The 16,884-nt window shown below is 64.9% G+C and carries 17 protein-coding genes; 12 read left to right on the forward strand and 5 right to left on the reverse strand.

Annotation, left to right across the window (positions count from 1 at the left end; genetic code table 11):
• The first annotated feature begins 12 nt into the window (after positions 1–12).
• On the forward strand, positions 13–1,113 hold the full coding sequence (locus ACNQQL_RS26165) for a saccharopine dehydrogenase family protein (RefSeq protein ID WP_034181371.1): 1,101 nt from the start codon (positions 13–15) through the stop codon (positions 1,111–1,113).
• A gap of 99 nt (positions 1,114–1,212) precedes the next feature.
• Here the strand turns inward: ACNQQL_RS26165 and ACNQQL_RS26170 are convergent, their stop codons facing one another.
• Complete coding sequence (locus ACNQQL_RS26170) at positions 1,213–1,830, reverse strand: ATP-binding protein (RefSeq protein ID WP_347066740.1); 618 nt, start codon at positions 1,828–1,830, stop codon at positions 1,213–1,215.
• A complete protein-coding gene (cydX, locus tag ACNQQL_RS26175) occupies positions 1,827–1,973 on the reverse strand; it encodes a cytochrome bd-I oxidase subunit CydX (protein ID WP_204423409.1) in 147 nt (48 codons plus the stop codon). The genes ACNQQL_RS26170 and cydX overlap by 4 nt, the downstream gene beginning before the upstream one ends.
• Before the next feature lie 179 nt (positions 1,974–2,152).
• Here cydX and corA point away from each other — a divergent pair, with 179 nt between their 5' ends.
• The gene (gene corA / locus ACNQQL_RS26180) at positions 2,153–3,130 is read left to right on the forward strand and encodes a magnesium/cobalt transporter CorA (RefSeq protein ID WP_347066742.1); all 978 of its coding nucleotides are present in this window, start codon (positions 2,153–2,155) and stop codon (positions 3,128–3,130) included.
• 13 nt (positions 3,131–3,143) lie between these two features.
• Here the strand turns inward: corA and ACNQQL_RS26185 are convergent, their stop codons facing one another.
• On the reverse strand, positions 3,144–3,431 hold the full coding sequence (locus ACNQQL_RS26185) for a YciI-like protein (protein ID WP_072441215.1): 288 nt from the start codon (positions 3,429–3,431) through the stop codon (positions 3,144–3,146).
• A 266-nt stretch (positions 3,432–3,697) separates the two neighbouring features.
• On the reverse strand, positions 3,698–4,186 hold the full coding sequence (locus tag ACNQQL_RS26190; RefSeq protein ID WP_347066746.1) for an adenosine-specific kinase: 489 nt from the start codon (positions 4,184–4,186) through the stop codon (positions 3,698–3,700).
• Between the two features lie 141 nt (positions 4,187–4,327).
• On the opposite strand from ACNQQL_RS26190, the gene ACNQQL_RS26195 reads away from it, so the two are divergent.
• Positions 4,328–5,314: a cysteine synthase A gene (locus tag ACNQQL_RS26195; RefSeq protein WP_072441212.1), complete on the forward strand. Its 987-nt coding sequence runs from the start codon at positions 4,328–4,330 to the stop codon at positions 5,312–5,314.
• Between the two features lie 101 nt (positions 5,315–5,415).
• On the forward strand, positions 5,416–5,901 hold the full coding sequence (locus ACNQQL_RS26200) for an aminoacyl-tRNA deacylase (RefSeq protein WP_072441209.1): 486 nt from the start codon (positions 5,416–5,418) through the stop codon (positions 5,899–5,901).
• A gap of 492 nt (positions 5,902–6,393) precedes the next feature.
• On the opposite strand, the gene ACNQQL_RS26205 is transcribed toward ACNQQL_RS26200, so the two are convergent.
• Complete coding sequence (locus ACNQQL_RS26205) at positions 6,394–6,633, reverse strand: hypothetical protein (RefSeq protein ID WP_347066749.1); 240 nt, start codon at positions 6,631–6,633, stop codon at positions 6,394–6,396.
• A 122-nt stretch (positions 6,634–6,755) separates the two neighbouring features.
• On the opposite strand from ACNQQL_RS26205, the gene ACNQQL_RS26210 reads away from it, so the two are divergent.
• The 8 genes from ACNQQL_RS26210 (at position 6,756) to ACNQQL_RS26245 (ending at position 16,877) form a co-directional block, all read left to right on the forward strand.
• Positions 6,756–7,457, forward strand: a complete 702-nt coding sequence (locus ACNQQL_RS26210) for an energy transducer TonB (RefSeq protein WP_347066751.1) — start codon at positions 6,756–6,758, stop codon at positions 7,455–7,457.
• A gap of 86 nt (positions 7,458–7,543) precedes the next feature.
• Entirely contained in the window at positions 7,544–8,458 is a 915-nt protein-coding gene (locus ACNQQL_RS26215; RefSeq protein ID WP_347066753.1) for a MotA/TolQ/ExbB proton channel family protein, read from the forward strand.
• Between the two features lie 20 nt (positions 8,459–8,478).
• The gene (locus ACNQQL_RS26220) at positions 8,479–8,901 is read left to right on the forward strand and encodes an ExbD/TolR family protein (protein ID WP_072441203.1); all 423 of its coding nucleotides are present in this window, start codon (positions 8,479–8,481) and stop codon (positions 8,899–8,901) included.
• Positions 8,902–9,075: 174 nt separating this feature from the next.
• Positions 9,076–9,507 (forward strand): biopolymer transporter ExbD, encoded by a 432-nt coding sequence (locus ACNQQL_RS26225; RefSeq protein ID WP_347066756.1) that lies wholly within the window; start codon positions 9,076–9,078, stop codon positions 9,505–9,507.
• A 16-nt stretch (positions 9,508–9,523) separates the two neighbouring features.
• On the forward strand, positions 9,524–10,714 hold the full coding sequence (locus ACNQQL_RS26230; RefSeq protein ID WP_347066758.1) for a tetratricopeptide repeat protein: 1,191 nt from the start codon (positions 9,524–9,526) through the stop codon (positions 10,712–10,714).
• A 310-nt stretch (positions 10,715–11,024) separates the two neighbouring features.
• Complete coding sequence (locus ACNQQL_RS26235; RefSeq protein ID WP_347066759.1) at positions 11,025–11,600, forward strand: XRE family transcriptional regulator; 576 nt, start codon at positions 11,025–11,027, stop codon at positions 11,598–11,600.
• 352 nt (positions 11,601–11,952) lie between these two features.
• Positions 11,953–14,733 carry a TonB-dependent receptor gene (locus tag ACNQQL_RS26240; protein WP_347066761.1) on the forward strand — a complete coding sequence of 927 codons (2,781 nt, stop codon included), beginning with the start codon at positions 11,953–11,955 and terminating at the stop codon, positions 14,731–14,733.
• A 239-nt stretch (positions 14,734–14,972) separates the two neighbouring features.
• Positions 14,973–16,877 carry an extracellular solute-binding protein gene (locus ACNQQL_RS26245; protein ID WP_347066762.1) on the forward strand — a complete coding sequence of 635 codons (1,905 nt, stop codon included), beginning with the start codon at positions 14,973–14,975 and terminating at the stop codon, positions 16,875–16,877.
• Positions 16,878–16,884 lie beyond the last annotated feature (7 nt).

Here is a 16,884-nt window from a genome sequence, read left to right on the forward strand (position 1 = left end):
GGAGATAAGCGCATGAAAATCGCCATCGTCGGCGCAGGTCTGATCGGCCACACCATTGCTCACATGCTGCGTGAAACGGGCGACTACGAAGTCGTCGCGTTCGACCGCGATGCGGATGCGCTCGCAAAGCTGTCGCGCGAAGGCATCGCGACGCAACGGGTCGATTCAGCCGACGCGAACGCGATTCGCGAAGCAGTGAAGGGCTTCGATGCGCTCGTCAACGCGCTGCCTTATTACCTCGCGGTCAACGTCGCCGCCGCCGCGAAGGCTGCCGGCGTCCATTACTTCGACCTGACCGAAGACGTGCGCGCGACCCACGCGATCCGCGAACTGGCCGACGGTTCGGACCGTGCGTTCATGCCGCAATGCGGCCTCGCGCCGGGCTTCATCGGCATCGCCGCGCATGAACTCGTGAACGGCTTCAGCGAAGTGCGCGACGTGAAGATGCGCGTCGGCGCGCTGCCCGAGTATCCGACCAACGCGCTGAAGTACAACCTGACGTGGAGCGTCGACGGCCTGATCAACGAATACTGCCAGCCGTGCGAAGCGATCCGCGACGGCCGCAAGCAGTGGGTGCAGCCGCTCGAAGGCCTCGAGCACTTCTCGCTCGACGGCACCGAATACGAAGCGTTCAACACGTCGGGCGGCCTGGGCACGCTGTGCGAGACGCTGTCGGGCAAGGTCGAGACGCTCGACTACAAGTCGGTGCGCTACCCGGGCCACCGCGAGCTCGTCCAGTTCCTGCTCGAGGACCTGCGCCTGTCGACCGACCGCGACACGCTGAAGTCGATCATGCGCCGCGCGGTGCCGTCGACGAAGCAGGACGTCGTGCTCGTGTTCGTCACGGTGACGGGCGTGAAGGACGGCCAGCTCGTGCAGGACGTGTTCACGCGCAAGATCTTCGCAAAGGACGTGTGCGGGATGCACATGAGCGCGATCCAGATCACGACGGCCGGCGCGATGTGCGCGGTGCTGGATCTGTTCCGCGAGAAGAAGCTGCCGCAGAGCGGTTTCATCCCGCAGGAAAAGGTGTCGCTGAAGGCGTTCCTGTCGAACCGCTTCGGCAAGCTGTACGAAGGCGGCACGATGGAGCGCGTGCACGCGGTGGCCTGACCACCCGCCAGTCTCAGGCACGAGGGCCGTACGACGCCGGGAGCGCAGCAGCGCTTCCGGCGTTGTTTTTTGGGGGGGAGAGAAGGGCGCCGGTGCCGGTCAGGCCGGCAGCGGCGGGACGATCGTCGCGGCGGGCGCGGGCGGCACGATGCGGTACAGCAATGCGTCGACGTCCGCGTCGGACGGTGCGGTGTTGTCGAACATCACGATGCCGTCGCATTCGTGGCCGGTCGGTACGAAGCGGCGCTGCCGGTATTCGTCCCAGTGCGCGAGCTTGTACGCGTCGTTCGGGTTGCCGCGCGCAACGATCCGCGCGTGCGCGACGTCTTCCGACGTATGGACCCAGACGACCGTCAGCGTGACGTCGGGCGCGATGCCGAGCCACGCGCGGTCGAGGATGCGCCGGTCGCGCACTTCGCGCGACAGCGGGCCGACGACGATCGCGCTGATGCCGAGCGCAAGATTTTCACGGGCCGTGTCGAGCAGGCCGTGGTATTCGGGATCGCGCAGATGTTTCAGGTAGAGCGGGCTGTCGCGGTCGTTCGGATCTTCGGTGAGCGCGCCCATCGCGGCCGAGCTGTAGCGGCCGTACAGCGTGTCCTTGTCGAGCAGGCAGAAAGCTTCGCCGGTCGCGCGCATCAGCGGCCCGATGAGCCGCTTCGCGAGCGTGGTCTTGCCGGTGCCGGCGTGACCGCAGAAGAACACCAGGTGCGTCACGAATATTTGCTCCCCGCCCCCTGGCTCGACGTGTCGCTGCGCTTGTCGCCGCGCGAGAACACTTCCGCTTCCAGCCACATCGCGTTGATGATGCCGAAGCCGAGTGCCACGCCGATGCCGAGTATCCACGAGAAATACCACATGGGTCTGTCTCCTTGACGGTTGGGCCGCACGGCCGTGCGGCGTACGTGCCGAAGTGCGTTGGTGTGCGTGCTGCGGTGCACGCAGCCCGATCATGACCAATATCGGTGTGCCGCGCAAGCCGGGCCGGCCGTGCAGCAAACCGGTAAACTGATGCGTAAACCGCAACATCACGGACAACATGCTGATCAACTGTGCTGCATACCAGGACGGCCGCAAGCTGGCCGACATCGATATCGACGCCATCAGCGACTACGTGTCGAAGCCCGAATGCTTCGTGTGGGTCGCGCTGAAGGATCCGACGCCCGACGAAATCGACCTGATGGGCGAGGAGTTCGGGCTGCACGAGCTCGCGCTCGAGGATGCCCGCAAGGGGCATCAGCGGCCGAAGATCGAGGAGTACGGCGATTCGCTGTTCGCGGTGCTGCATATGGTCGAGCTCGACGATGACGACGAACTCAAGGTCGGCGAACTGAACGTGTTCGTCGGCCCGAACTATGTGCTGTCGATCCGCAACCACACCGAGCAGGACTTCCGCGACGTGCGCAAGCGCTGCGAGCGCGAGCCGCATCTGCTGCAGGAAGGCTCGGCGTTCGTGTTCTACGCGCTGATGGACCAGGTCGTCGACCGATATTTCCCGATCCTCGAAACGCTCGGCGCCGAGCTCGAGGAACTCGAGGACCGCATCTTCACGAAGGCCACGCCCGCGTCGTCGCGCGCGATCATCGAGGATCTCTATTCGCTGAAGCGCCGCCTCGTGTTGCTGCATCAGCACACGGCGCCGCTGATCGAGCCGCTCGCGAAGCTCACGGGCGGCCGCATCCCGCAGATATGCAGCGGGATGGAGCATTACTTCCGCGACGTGTACGACCATCTGCAGCGGATCGTGAAGACGATCGAAGGGCGGCGCGAGATGGTCGTGACGGCGATCCAGGTCAACCTCGGAATGATCTCGCTCGCCGAGAACGAGGTGACCAAGCGGCTCGGCTCGTTCGCCGCGCTGTTCGCGATTCCGACGATGATCGCCGGCATCTACGGGATGAACTTCGCGAACATGCCCGAACTGCACCTGAAATACGGCTTCTACGGCTGTATTGCCGTGATGGTCGTTGCCGATTTCGCGCTGTGGTGGCGTTTCAAGCGGGCAGGGTGGCTGTAGCCGTTCTTCGTGCCTAGCGCGGCGCGTGCTTGCCGACCACGACGCGCCACGGGCGCACGCGCCAGGATTTCACGAGGCCGTTCTGCACGTACGGATCGGCGCGCGCGAACGACTCGGCCGCTTCCGGCGAATCGCCTTCGAACACGAGCACGGCCTGGTCGGCCGGGTCCGATAGCGCACCGGCGAGCACGAGTTCGCCGCGCTCGGTCGCGGCCTGCGCGAGCGCGAGATGCTCGGCGCGGAACGGTTCGCGACGGGACAGGTAATCGTCGACGAGTTCGTAGATCAGTTGGTAATGCATGCGTTGCTCCGGGAAGGGGCGGCGGCTGTGGACGGTGCGTCGGTACGGCCGTCGGTCGGTCTGCTGCGGCCAGTATAGGACAGCCGGGCGGCAGCGGCGCGACGCAAGCGGAAGTGTATCCACGTTCCCCCGATTGCAACTAACGGTCCGACTTTCCTGCGTCCTGAAATCCCGCGCGGGAACGCGCCTTTGATGCAGCAAAGTCTGCAGGAAAGGCCCCGGCAGAGGCGACGCGATCATGAACTGTCCGCGTCGGCGGCCCGCGTCTACGCCTTGTATCCGATCGTGCGCAGCAGATCCTTGCGCCAGCGCACGTCGTCGTCGTTCTCGATGCCGAGCGGCGGAAAGCCGTCGACGACGCCGACGATCCCGCGTCCTTGCGCGGTTTCCGCGACGATCACGTCGGTCGGGTTCGCGGTCGCGCAGTAGATCCGGCAGACCTCCGGCACGGCCTTGATCGCATTTAGCACGTTGACCGGATAGAAACCGTCGCCGAGGAACACGATGAAAGCGTGCCCGGCGCCGATTGCGCTGGCGTTGCGGCACGCGAGTTCGACGAGTTCCGCATCGGTGCCCGAACGGCGCACGAGCCGCTTGTCCGATGCCTCGCAGAACGCGAGCCCGAAACGGATGCCGGGCACGGTGCTAACCAGCGTCTCGTGGATGTCCTCGACGGACTTGATGAAATGCGACTGGCCGAGGATGAAATTCATGGCCTCGGGCTTGTCGACGGCGACGGTTTGCAATTGCAGCATGGCGGACCTCGTCTGGCGATGCGGCGCGCGCCGCAATGGGCTCTCCAAGCTTAGTACGCGGCGGCCGGCGCCGAAAGCGGCGGGCGCGTCCTATCCTTCGTTGTGTATGGTGCCGCGAGCGCGAATGCAAAGGAGGGGGACATGGACGTGCGACAGGGCTTCGTCGACTGTGTGGGTCGCACACCGTTGATCCGGCTGGCGAAGCTCAGCGCGGAAACGGGCTGCGAGATCCTCGGCAAGGCGGAATTCATGAATCCGGGCGGCTCGGTGAAGGATCGCGCGGCGCTCTACATCATCCGCGACGCCGAGCAGCGTGGCGCGCTGAAGCCGGGCGGCACCGTCGTCGAGGGCACGGCGGGCAACACGGGCATCGGTCTTGCGCATATCTGCGCGGCGCGCGGTTATCGCTGCGTGATCGTGATTCCCGACACGCAATCGCCGGACAAGATGGCGATCCTGCGCACGCTCGGCGCCGACGTGCGCCCGGTGCCGGCGGCGCCGTACCGCGACCCGAACAACTATCAGAAGATTGCCGGGCGGCTCGCGGACGAACTCGACAACGCGGTATGGGCCAACCAGTTCGACAACGTCGTCAACCGGCAGGCGCACTACGAGACGACCGGGCCGGAAATCTGGCGCGACACGGCGGGCACGGTCGATGCGTTCGTCTGCGCGACCGGCACGGGCGGCACGCTGGCGGGCGTGAGCCGCTACCTGAAGGAGCAGAATCCGGAGGTCCGGATCGTGCTGGCCGATCCCCACGGCAGCGGGCTCTATGGTTACGTAAAAACGGGCGATCTCGGCGCCGAAGGCAACTCGATCACCGAAGGCATCGGCTCGACGCGTGTCACCGCGAATCTCGCCGGCGCGCCGATCGATGACGCCGTGCGGATCGACGATACGCAGTGCGTGAAGATGGTCTACCGGCTGCTGCGCGAAGAAGGGCTGTACGTTGGCGGATCGAGCGGCATCAACGTCGCGGCGGCGGTCTGGCTAGCGCGCCGGATGGGCCCGGGACACACGATCGTGACCTTGCTGTGCGATCGCGGCGACATCTATCGCGCGCGGCTTTTCAACCGCGAATGGCTGCGCGAAAAGGGGTTGGAACCGGAGGGGGAGCCTGAATGAAGAAGGGGCGAAGCGGCGATTTCCATCGGCCCAAATGCGACCTATGCTGAACAAATCCGGAGCGAACTCCGTTCGCCCGATTCGCCCAGACGAGGTGTGCCATGCCTGTATCTGCCACCCTGCAGGATTGCCTGCGCCAGAAGTCATCGCGGTACGAAGTCGTGTACCACCCCTATAGCCATACGAGCATGGAGACGGCCGCCGCCGCGCATATTCCCGGCGATCGCCTCGCGAAAACCGTGCTCCTCGAGGACGACGAGGGCTACGTCGCCGCCGTGTTGCCGACGACGCACGCCGTGCGCCTGTCGGATCTCTGGGTGAAAACGGGCCGCCATCTCGTGCTCGCCCGGGAGGTCGAGTTGCGCGAACTGTTCAAGGATTGCGACATGGGCGCGCTGCCGCCGGTCTGCATGGCGTACGGGATGAAAACGTTCCTCGAGGAACGCCTCGCGCAGCAGCCGGATGTTTATTTCGAGGCCGGCGACCACGAAGCGCTGATCCACATGACCCAGGACGAGTTCCTGGCGCTGATGGAGACGGCCGAGCGCGCGCATTTTTCGCACAAGATGCAGGGTATGCAGTCGTGATTGCGCGGCGCGTGCGGTGACGCGCTGGGCTGGCGCGCACGTGTGCGTGCCGAAGTGTGGGCGACGTGTTCGTGCGCCGGGGCTTCGCTTGTCATCCTCCACAGTTAATTCGATATCCGAAATGGTTTGGAGGGCTTTCACGTGGTGAAGGTCCTTCTTCTGTTTGTATCGGACTGAAGATCAATTGTGACGCGGGCCATTCGTGCTCTCGATGTGTCCCGGGAGCGGTGTCGGCGACTAGAGGCGGGTGAGCGCAGGCACTGGACGACCGATGTCGGCATTGGCGACATGAAGGGATAAGCCTTGCACGTCGCTTCAGGGGTGAACCATTTTGGTGCGGCGTGGGAAATATGCGGATATTTATGTCGAAATGATTCAACATTCGATTTCGTATATACCCATACAAATCAATTACCGTTTCAATAATAAAATATGGACTTCTGCTTACCAAAATATTACTTGAATAAATCCTCCAAACTTTGTATTCGGGCATCAAATAAAGTTTGACGGCAAAATTTTTTCCTTGCTATCTTCTGCACCCAAGTGAACGGCGCCATTGACATCACCGCGTAACGAACGGCGAATCGTCATACGAAACACGAAGTCGCGCCAGCACAGCTGACAATTGCCTGACCGTGCAGGCGCGTGGATTTCCGGCGTGACACCGGGCCGCGCCGGCCGGAACGATTCCTTGAAAAAGAATGAATTGGAATTCGAATGTGATTCTTTCAATTCGGATTGCCAATTGAATTTGAAATGAAATGTTCGGGTTGATGCGGTGGCGATGCCGACCTGGCTCCGTCTCCGGCAGCAACCCGAAACTGGGCGAATCGCTTGGGGGATGCATGGTGGGCATGAAAGTCGAAGAAGGTTTGACTACTTCGAACAGCGGACTGGCTACGCTGGGGCGTCCGCGAGAGTTCGGCAAGAAACAGCAGAATCCGGTGCGCCGGTTCGGCGGCATCGGAATCGTCCTGGTACTGCATGCAGTGCTGATCTACGCATTGCTCAACGGCCTCGCGACGAAAGTCGTGCAGGTGATCCAGCATCCGATCGAAACCCGCATCATCGAGCCGGTCAAGCCGCCGCCGCCGCCGCCGATGCCCGTCGTCAAGCTCCCGCCGCCGAAATTCGCGCCGCCGCCACCGCCGTTCGTCCCGCCGCCGGAAGTGCCGGTGCAGGCGCCGCCGCAGGCGACGATCACGCACCAGTCGGCCCCGGTTCCTTCCGCGCCGGCCGTGCAGGCGCCGGTCGTGGCGCCCGCTCCGGCGCCGGCCAAGCCGGTCAGCCATGACGTAGGTGTCGTCTGCCCGAATTCCGACACGCTGCGCGCGTCGATCCAGTACCCGAAGGAAGCGCAGGAAAACAACATCACGGGCGACGTGACGATCGAATTCGTCGTGGATGCGGAAGGGAACATCACGAACGAGCGCGTGGCGCAGTCCGCCGATCCGATCCTCGATCGCGCCGCCTACAACACCGTGAAACGGTTCAAGTGCGTCGCGCAGGGCCAGCCGGTACGGGTCCAGGTGCCGTTCTCGTTCAATCTGAATTGATGCAGTGGGCGGCCCGGCACGCGCCGGGTCGAGGAAAACCATATCGAACTTAAGTATTAAGTTCACCGAAAGAACTGGAGTGGGGTATGACGAAGCGTTCACTGGCCGCGCTGGCGGCAAGCATGTTGATGTCCGTCGCGGCAGTCGACGGGTTCGTTGCACCGCAGCTCGCTCATGCGCAGGCAAGCGGGGCGGCCGGCACGTCGGCGCAGGCCGCGGCACCGTCGGCCACGCCGGCACCGGCACCGGCACCGGCCGCCGCCGAGCCGGCGCCGCCGCCCGCGCCGGCCACGACGGAAGCGGTCGAGAATCCGTACGGCCTCGGCGCGCTATGGAAGAACGGCGACTTCGTCGCGCGTTTCGTGCTGATCCTGCTGGTGATCATGTCGATGGGAAGCTGGTACATCATGATCACCAAGTTCCTGGAACAGCTGCGCGCGAATCGTCGCGCGAAGCTGGCGGACGCCCAGCTCTGGACCGCGCCGTCGCTGGCGGAGGGCGCCAGGCTGCTCGACGAGGCGTCGCCGTTCCGCTTCATCGCCGAAACGGCGATCGAGGCCGGCGAGCATCACGATGACGCACTGCTGGAAGCGGTGGATCGCAACACGTGGATCGACGTATCGGTCGAGCGCTCGATCACGAACGTGTCGAACCGGATGCAGGACGGGCTTGCTTTTCTGGCAACGGTAGGCTCGACGGCCCCGTTCGTGGGGCTGTTCGGCACCGTCTGGGGGATTTATCACGCGCTGACGGCGATCGGCATCGCGGGCCAGGCGTCGATCGACAAGGTCGCTGGCCCGGTGGGCGAGGCGCTCATCATGACCGCAATCGGCCTTGCCGTCGCGGTGCCGGCGGTGCTCGGCTACAACTTCCTGGTCCGGCGCAACAAGTCCGTGATGGAACGCGTCCGCAACTTCGGCGCGCAACTGCACACGGTGCTGCTGGCCGGCAACCGGCGCCCGGTGCGCGCGTCGGCGCCGGCGGCATCGCTCGCGAACTGATCGGCTGACGGAGACGCGCGATGGCCATGAACGTCGGGCAGGACGATAGCGACGAGGTGATCGCCAACATCAACACGACGCCGCTCGTCGACGTGATGCTGGTGTTGCTGATCATCTTTCTGATCACGATTCCGGTCGTGACGCACACGATCCAGCTTCAGCTTCCGAAAGAGACGGTGCAGCCGCTGCAGACGACGCCGAAAAGCATCGAGATCGCGGTGAACCGCGATGGCGATTTCTTCTGGGGCGAGCAACTGGTGGATGCGTCGACGCTGCTCGCGAAGCTGAAGGGCGTGTCGCAGCAGCAGCCGCAGCCGAGCGTCCACGTGCGGGGCGACCAGAACACGCGCTACGAGTTCATCGGCCGGGTGGTCACGATGTGCGAGCGTGCGGGGATCGCGAAGCTGTCATTCATTACGGAGCCGCCGGCGCGCGGTGGCTAGCGTCGCACGGGAATTGCTGCGAAGCATGGGGCCGGAGTAAGTGCCGAAGCACCCACTCCAGCCGACATAACCGCTAAAGCGCTAACGCTGATCGACCGCGAAGCATGGGATCAGATGCGAAGCATGGGGCAGAGTAAGTGCTGAAGCACTTACTCGGATCGACAGGAGTCGACGATGGGAATGAACGTGCCTTCGGGCGGAGGCAATGCGGAACCGGACGTGATGGTCGACATCAACACCACGCCGCTGATCGACGTGATGCTGGTGTTGCTGATCATGCTGATCATCACGATCCCGATTCAGATGCATTCGGTGAAGATGGATTTGCCGGCGGGCAATCCGCCGCCGCCGGCGACACCGCCGGAAATCGTGCAGATCGACATCGACTTCGACGGCACGACGACGTGGAACGGCGCGCCGGTGCCGGACCGCGCGGCGCTCGAGGCGAAGCTGACCCAGGTGGCGGCGGAACCCGTGCAGGCGGAGATCCATCTGCGGCCCAACAAGCTGGTGCCGTACAAGGACGTGGCGGCCGTGCTGGCATCCGCGCAACGCGTGGGTGCGACCAAGATCGGTCTGATCGGCAACGAGCAGTTCATGCAATGACGAAACGGACGAGCCGATGAACCAGCGACGAGGGAAACGGATGATGGCGGTGACCGCGCTCGGCGCGGCATGCCTGCTCGGCCGGCCTGCGCTGCCGGCGGACGCGCTGCGGCCGGACGTGGCGAAACCGCTGGCGGCGGCGCAGGAGCTGTACCGGGCGCACAAGTATCGCGAGGCGCTCGGCAGGATCGCACAGGCCGCCGCCGTGCCCAGCCGGACGCCGTACGAAACGTACATGGTGGAAGAGATGCGCGGTGCGGCGGCGATGGCGGCCGGCGAGTCCGGCACGGCCGCGCAGGCGTATGAGACCGTGCTGAACTCGGGGCGGCTGTCGGGCGAGGACGAGCAGCGGACGACGGCGGCGCTCGCCGGCATCTACTTCCAGCAGAAGAACTACCCGCTGGCGATCCGGACCGCGCAGCGCTACCTGAAGGTGGGCGGGACGGATCCGGAAATGCGCACGCTGCTCACGCAGTCGTATTACCTGTCGAGCGATTGCGCGCCGGTCGTGAGCCAGTTGAAGGCGAGCGCGGACGCGCAGGCGAATGGCGGACACGCACCGGATGAAGGGCAGTTGCAGATGCTCGCGACGTGCGCGCAGAAAATGAAGGACGGCAGCGCATACCGCGGTGCGCTCGGGCTGCTGGTGGCCTACCATCCGAGCCCCGCGTACTGGGACGAACTGGTCACGGCCATTCGCGGCAACCCCGGGTATCTGTCGTCGCTCGACCTCGACATCTACCGGTTGCGCCGGGCGACGGGGTCGCTCGCGACGGCCGACGCGTATATGGAGATGACGCAGCTCGCGCTGGTTGCAGGGTCTCCCGCCGAAGGCAAGCAAGTGATCGACCAGGGGTTCGCGTCCGGCGTACTCGGCAAGGACGCGCAGGCGGACCGCGAGAAGCGGCTGCAGGCGCTCGCCGCCAAGCGCGCGCAACCGGGCGGGGACGCCGCCGCGCCGGCGGCGCCGATCGACGCGGGCATGAACCTCGTGTTTGCGGGCCACCCGCAGCAGGGCTTGCCGATGATGGAGCAGGCGATCGCGAAGGGCGGGCTCGAGCATCCCGACGTGGCGCGGCTGCGGCTCGGCGAGGCGTACTACGTGGCCGGTCAGAAGGCGCGCGCGGTCCAGGTGCTGCGCACGGTCAAGGGAGCCGACGGTTCCGGCGACCTGGCAAAACTCTGGACGGCGGTGGCGTCCCGGTAACGCAACGGAAGGGCGCGACGGCGCGCAACACGGGCGCGGTCGAAAAGCGGCGGGCCGCCGCGGCAGTACGTCAGCACGAGTGCCTGACGGTCAGGTTAAACGAAGAAAAGGGGCAGCCTTGTTAGTTAGTAAACCGAATGAAATATCCGAAGGCTGCGCGACCGTGCGGCGACGGTGCCGTGCTGAGCTGCGCGCCGCCTGCACGCAGCGGCAGCGCGCAGCCGGGTATCGCGCCGGGCCGATCGCGTCATCGCATCGGTCAAGGATCGCCGACATCAAATCGATTTCGACTGCGAGGCTCCGACTTTCCATGGTTTTGCCCCCTGATGAGTCGGTGCTCGTTGCCGTGTCGCTCGGCAACAAGATCCGGGCGCTGCGCCAGCGCCTGAAACTCACGCTCGACGAAACGTCCACGATCGCCGGCATTTCGAAGCCGTTCCTGTCGCAGGTCGAGCGCGGGCGGGCAACGCCATCGATCACGTCGCTGGTCCGGATCGCGAAGGCGCTGGGCGTGACGATGCAGTATTTCATCGACACGCCGACGGAAGCGCGCTCGGTGTGCCGCAGGGACGCGCTGCAGTATTTCCAGTTCGCGAACTCGGCCAGCCAGTTCGCCAGGCTGACGAATCTGGTGGATGGCCGCAAGCTCGAAGCGATTCTCGTCCGGATGCCGGCAGGGCAGTCGCCGTCCGAGATGACGACGCATGCGGGCGAGGAGTTCGTCTATGTGATGCGCGGGCAGGTCGCGCTGACCCTCGAGGATTGCACGCTCACGCTGAACGAGGGCGATACCGCGCATTACGAATCGACGATGCCGCATGCGTGGCACAACACGGCCGATGAAGAGGCGGCAATCGTCTGGGTCGGCACGCCGAGGTTGTTCTAGCCGGGGGCGGCCGGCGCTGCGCGCCGCGATGAAGGAGAAGTACCCGATCGACAGCGGATGGCACGCGGTACGGCGCGCGAGACATGCTCGTCGCCAGCAGGATTCGCCGTCCATCGAATCGGGAGGTAGCAGGGAAGTGCGCTCAATGTAGGTAATAAGTATGACGAATCAAAATCATAAAAGACGGTGGTGCTGACTGGCACGGGTGCCCCGAGGCCGATCCGTTGGAGTCATGGCAGTCGGAAGAGTGGCAATCGCGGGTTCCGATACACCGGCGCCCAGGACGCGCAAGGAATTCACAAGGTTCCGGCGCACTGCAGGTGGGGTCTTACTACGAGCGAGAGGGAACAAGATGAAGCAGAGAGTTTTGGCGTTGGCCATCAAGAGGATAGTCTGGGCGGAACTGGCGCTGACGGCCGCACTGGTGCCGCCGGCGTTCGCCCAGAGCCAGCCGGCGCCGGGCGCCGTCGCGATCGCGGATGCGGTCGCGAACGGCGCGCCCGTGACCGTCGCACAGGAGGCGGGCAGCACGCCGGATGCCGCCGCTGCAACGGGGGCCGCGGCGTCCGGTGCGGCAACCGAGGCGACGCCTGCCACACCCGGCGCGAACGGGCAGGGCAAGGTCGCGCAGATCAAGCGTTTCGAGGTGACGGGCTCGCTGATCCGGCAATCCGACAAGACCGGTTTCCAGCAGGTGCAGACGATCACGCCGAAGGAAATCCAGAGCAGCGGCGCGGTGACCGTCGCCGACTTCCTGCGCAATGCGACGGCCAACTCGGCGAACAGCTGGGGCGAAGGGCAGTCGGGCAACTTCGCGGCCGGCGCGGCCGGCATCGCGCTGCGCGGCCTGTCCGAGAAATACACGCTCGTGTTGATCGACGGCCAGCGCGTGGCACCGTATGCGTTCTTCTCGAACAGCGTCGATTCGTTCTTCGACCTCAACACGCTGCCGCTCAACGACATCGAGCGCATCGAAATCGTGAAGACGGGCGCGGTGTCGCAATACGGGTCGGACGCGATCGGCGGCGTCGTCAACATCATCACGAAACACAATTTCCGCGGGCTGCAGCTCGACGGCAGCATCGGCAGCGCAATCAACGCCGGCAACGGCGACGGCACGACGAAGTTCGGCGTGCTCGGCGGCTTCGGCGACCTGAACGCCGACCGCTTCAACGTGACAGCGGCGCTCAGCTACTACAAGTCGAACGGTTTTACCCTTGCTGATCGCGATTCGACCCGCAACCAGGACTTCACGGGCAAGCCGGGCGGCTTTTCGCTGCTCGCGCCGTCCTACTGGAACATGCCCGACGGCAGTGCGCAGGCGCTGAGCGGCTGCCCGTTCGGCGGGGCGGTCCGACCGGCCGCGCCGAACTCGCTGTCGGCCGGCCTGCCGGGCACGATCTGCTCGTACAACACGGCCGAAAGCACGTCGATCCTGCCGATGACCGAGCGCCTGAACGCGAAGCTGCATGGCGACTTCAAGATCAACGACACGACGACGGCCTTCGCGGACTTCCTCGAGAGCTACAACACGACCACGACCAACAACGGCCTGTGGAACAACGTGATCGGCAACCCGCAGAATCCGGCGCTGGTGTGGAATCCGCAGACGCAGTTGCTGTCGCCGTTCAACACGGTCGTACCGGTGAGCAACCCGTACAACACGACGGGCGCGGCGACGCCGTTGACCTACGCGTTCCCGAACACGGTCGCGCAGAAGACCTGGGCCAACTACTGGCGCGCGTCGGCCGGTATCAAGGGTTCGTTTACGCTGCCGTACGGCGACTGGGACTGGGCGACCTCGGTCAGCCATTCGCAGAGCACCGTATCGAACGTGTTCACGAACCAGCTGAACGTGAACGCGTTGAACAACATCTACCAGAACGGCACGCTGAATTTCGCGAATCCGGCGGCGACACCGAGCGCGTTCAACGGCCTGTACCAGGAAGCGAACAATCTCGGCATCTCGAAGCTCGACACGATCGACGCGACGCTGTCGACGCCGAACCTGTTCCACCTGCCGACCGGTGACGTCGGCATCGGCTTCGGCGCGCAGTTCACGCACCAGAGCGAAACGCTGACACCGGGCTCCGAATACCTGAGCGGCGCGGTGATCTCGCCCGATCTGCAGACAGTGAACGGCGCGCGCAACGTCGCGGCCGTCTATTACCAGATCAACGTGCCGATCCTGGAGAACCTGACGTTCAGCCAGGCAGGCCGCTACGACCACTACACGGACGTGGGCGGTGCGTTCTCGCCGCGCTTCGCGCTGCGCTACCAGCCGATCAAGGCGCTCACGCTGTATACGTCGTACAACCGCGGGTTCCGTGCGCCGACCTTCGTCGAGGACAGCAAGTCGCAGACGCTCGGCATCCAGGTCGACCCGGCCACCGGCCAGAACTACACGTCGATCACGGTCGGCAACCCGAATCTCGCGCCGGAGCGCACGCGCAACTTCAACATCGGCTTCCAGGTCTCGCCGGCCCGCTACACGGATATCGGCTTCGACTGGTACAAGATCCGCATCGACAACGTGATCGGCCAGGGCAAGCCGTCGCAGGTCGTGACCGACCCGACGACCGGCCAGCTGCTGTACAAGGTGATTCCGTACCAGAACCTCGGTTACCTCGACACGAACGGCTTCGAAGGCACGTTCCGCCAGGGGCTGCCGCTCAAGGGCTGGGGCATGCTCACGCTGTCGGGCGACTGGGCGTACATCAACAGCTACAAGATCGGCTTCCCGGGCGGCGCACCGGTGAACGGCGCGGGCAACAACTTCACGATCACGCAGCCGTTCGGCGGCAGCTTCCCGCGCTGGCGCGGCAACACGACGCTGGACTGGAACTATCGCAAGTTCGATGCGGCGCTGACGTGGCAGTTCACGGGCCCATACGCGCAGAACCTGCTGCCGGAGCCGCCGAAGGTCGGTTCGTACAGCCAGTTCAACCTGATGCTGACGTACACGGGCTTCAAGAACTGGACGATCTACGGCGGCATCGACAACATCTTCAACCGCACGCCGCCGTACGATCCGATCTTCGCGAACGGCACGCTGAGCCAGAGCGGGTACGACACGTCGGTGTATTCGTACATCGGCCGCTTCGCGCAGGTCGGCGCGACGTACAAGTTCTGACGGCGATCGCGATGCACTGACAGGCTTTAGACCGGCCGCTCCACGTCCACCCCCCCTTTCTTTGGAGCGGCCTTTTTTCGCCTGGCGCCACGACGGTCTGCGAATGGGACCGCGACGGCGCAGCTTGTCGGATCGTTTGCAGCACGAATTACCAGCAGGACGCGGGCGGCATGCCGTGTCCGGCACAGGCATCGACCGCGCGCAGGCATTGCGCCCGCACGCTTCCGGACAGACTGACCATGACACTGTTGAAATGGCGAGGGGCACATGTGCCGCGCCATGCATACCTGATGGGCAACGGCACGCGCGCCGTGCTGCTCGCATGCGCGGTGCTGCTCGCGTCGGCCGGCGCCATGCCGAGGGCCGCGTTCGCGGTGTCGGCGATTTCGCAATACGACCAGCCGAAATATCCGCCGGACTTCACGCATTTCGATTACGCGGATGCGGATGCGCCGGACACCGGTACGCTGAATTTCGAAAACTACGACGAAGCGCAAAGCTACGACTCGCTGAATCCGTTCCTCGTGCGCGGCTCGCCCGCGCCGGACATCAAGAACCTGATGTTCGACACGCTGATGCAGCGCAGCTGGGACGAGCTCGCGTCCGAATACGCGCTGATCGCCGACGACGTCGAGGTCGCACCGGATCGGCTGTCGGCGACGTTCCACATCAACCCGGCCGCGCGTTTCTCGAACGGCGACGCGATCACCGCGGCAGACGTCAAGTATTCGTTCGACACGCTGACGAGCCCGCAGGCGTCGCCGATCTACAACGCGCAGTTCTCGATCATCAAGCGCGCGGTGGTGGTCGACAGCCATGCGATCCGCTTCGAATTCAAGCACGCGGAGCGCGACGCGGCGCTGATCGCGGGCGACTTGCCGGTGTTCTCGCCGAAATGGGGGCAACGCGTGGACGGCACGCGGCCGCCGTTCGACCAGCTCGCGACCGTGCCGCCCATCGCGAGCGGCGCGTACCTGATCGAGCAGCGCAAGAACGACAAGCAGATCCGATACGTGCGCAACCCGCACTACTGGGCCGCGAACCTGCCGTCGCGGCGCGGGATGTTTCGTTTCGCCCACGTGTCGTTCAAGCTGTACCTGGACCAGTACACGGCGCTCGAGGCGTTCAAGGCCGGCGATGTCGACGCGCGCATGGAGTACAGCTCGACGCAATGGGCCCGCAAGTACGTCGGCAAGAATTTCCGCAACGGCATGCTGAAGAAGGGGGAATTCCCGGACGGCCCCGCGCAGATGCAGGGTTTCCTGATGAACATGCGCAAGCCGATGTTCCAGGACGTGCGTGTACGGCATGCGCTCGCGCTGGCGTTCGACTTCGACTGGATGAGCCGGATGATGTTCTACGGGCAGTATCGCCGCACCAGCAGCTTCTGGGAGGCGAGCCCGTTCGCGGCGTCCGGCGTGCCGAGCGCCAGGGAGCTCGCGCTGCTCGAACCCTTCCGGTCGACGCTGCCGCCGGCGGTGTTCGGGCCGATGGTCGGCCAGCCGTCGACGCTGCCGCCGGGCTCGCTGCGCGCGAACCTGAAGGAAGCGCGCGACCTGCTCGCGCAGGCCGGCTGGCATTACCGCGACGGCGCGCTGCGCGACGCGAACGGTACGCCGATGACGATCGAGATCATCGACGATCAGCCGGGCATGGACCGCCTGATCCTGCCGTACACGCAGGCGCTCGCGACGCTCGGCATCCATGCGTACCTGCACGAGATCGACAGCGCCGTCTACCTGAAGCGACTCGACAACTTCGAGTACGACATGACGACGTACATCTATCTGCCCGTGACGATCCCGGGCGCGGAACTGACGCGCCGTTTCGGCAGCGCGGCCGCATCGCAGCCGGGCTCGGAGAACTATCCGAGCGTGAAGTCGACGGCCGTCGATGCGCTGATTCGGGCGGCGCTCGCGGCCGACACGCTCGACGATCTCGAAACGGCCACGCACGCGCTCGACCGCGTGCTGATCAACCTGTACGCGCTGATCCCGCAGTACTACCTGCCGAACGCGCGGATCGCGTACAAGGCGACGCTTGGCCACCCGGCGATCGTGCCGGACTCCTATCAGTACGAGGACTGGATCATCGACTACTGGTACGTGAAGAAGCCGGCGGCACGACCCGCTCCGGCGGCCTGACGGGGAG

This window comes from Burkholderia sp. LFS061, assembly GCF_047978125.1.
Lineage (GTDB): Bacteria > Pseudomonadota > Gammaproteobacteria > Burkholderiales > Burkholderiaceae > Burkholderia > Burkholderia pyrrocinia_C.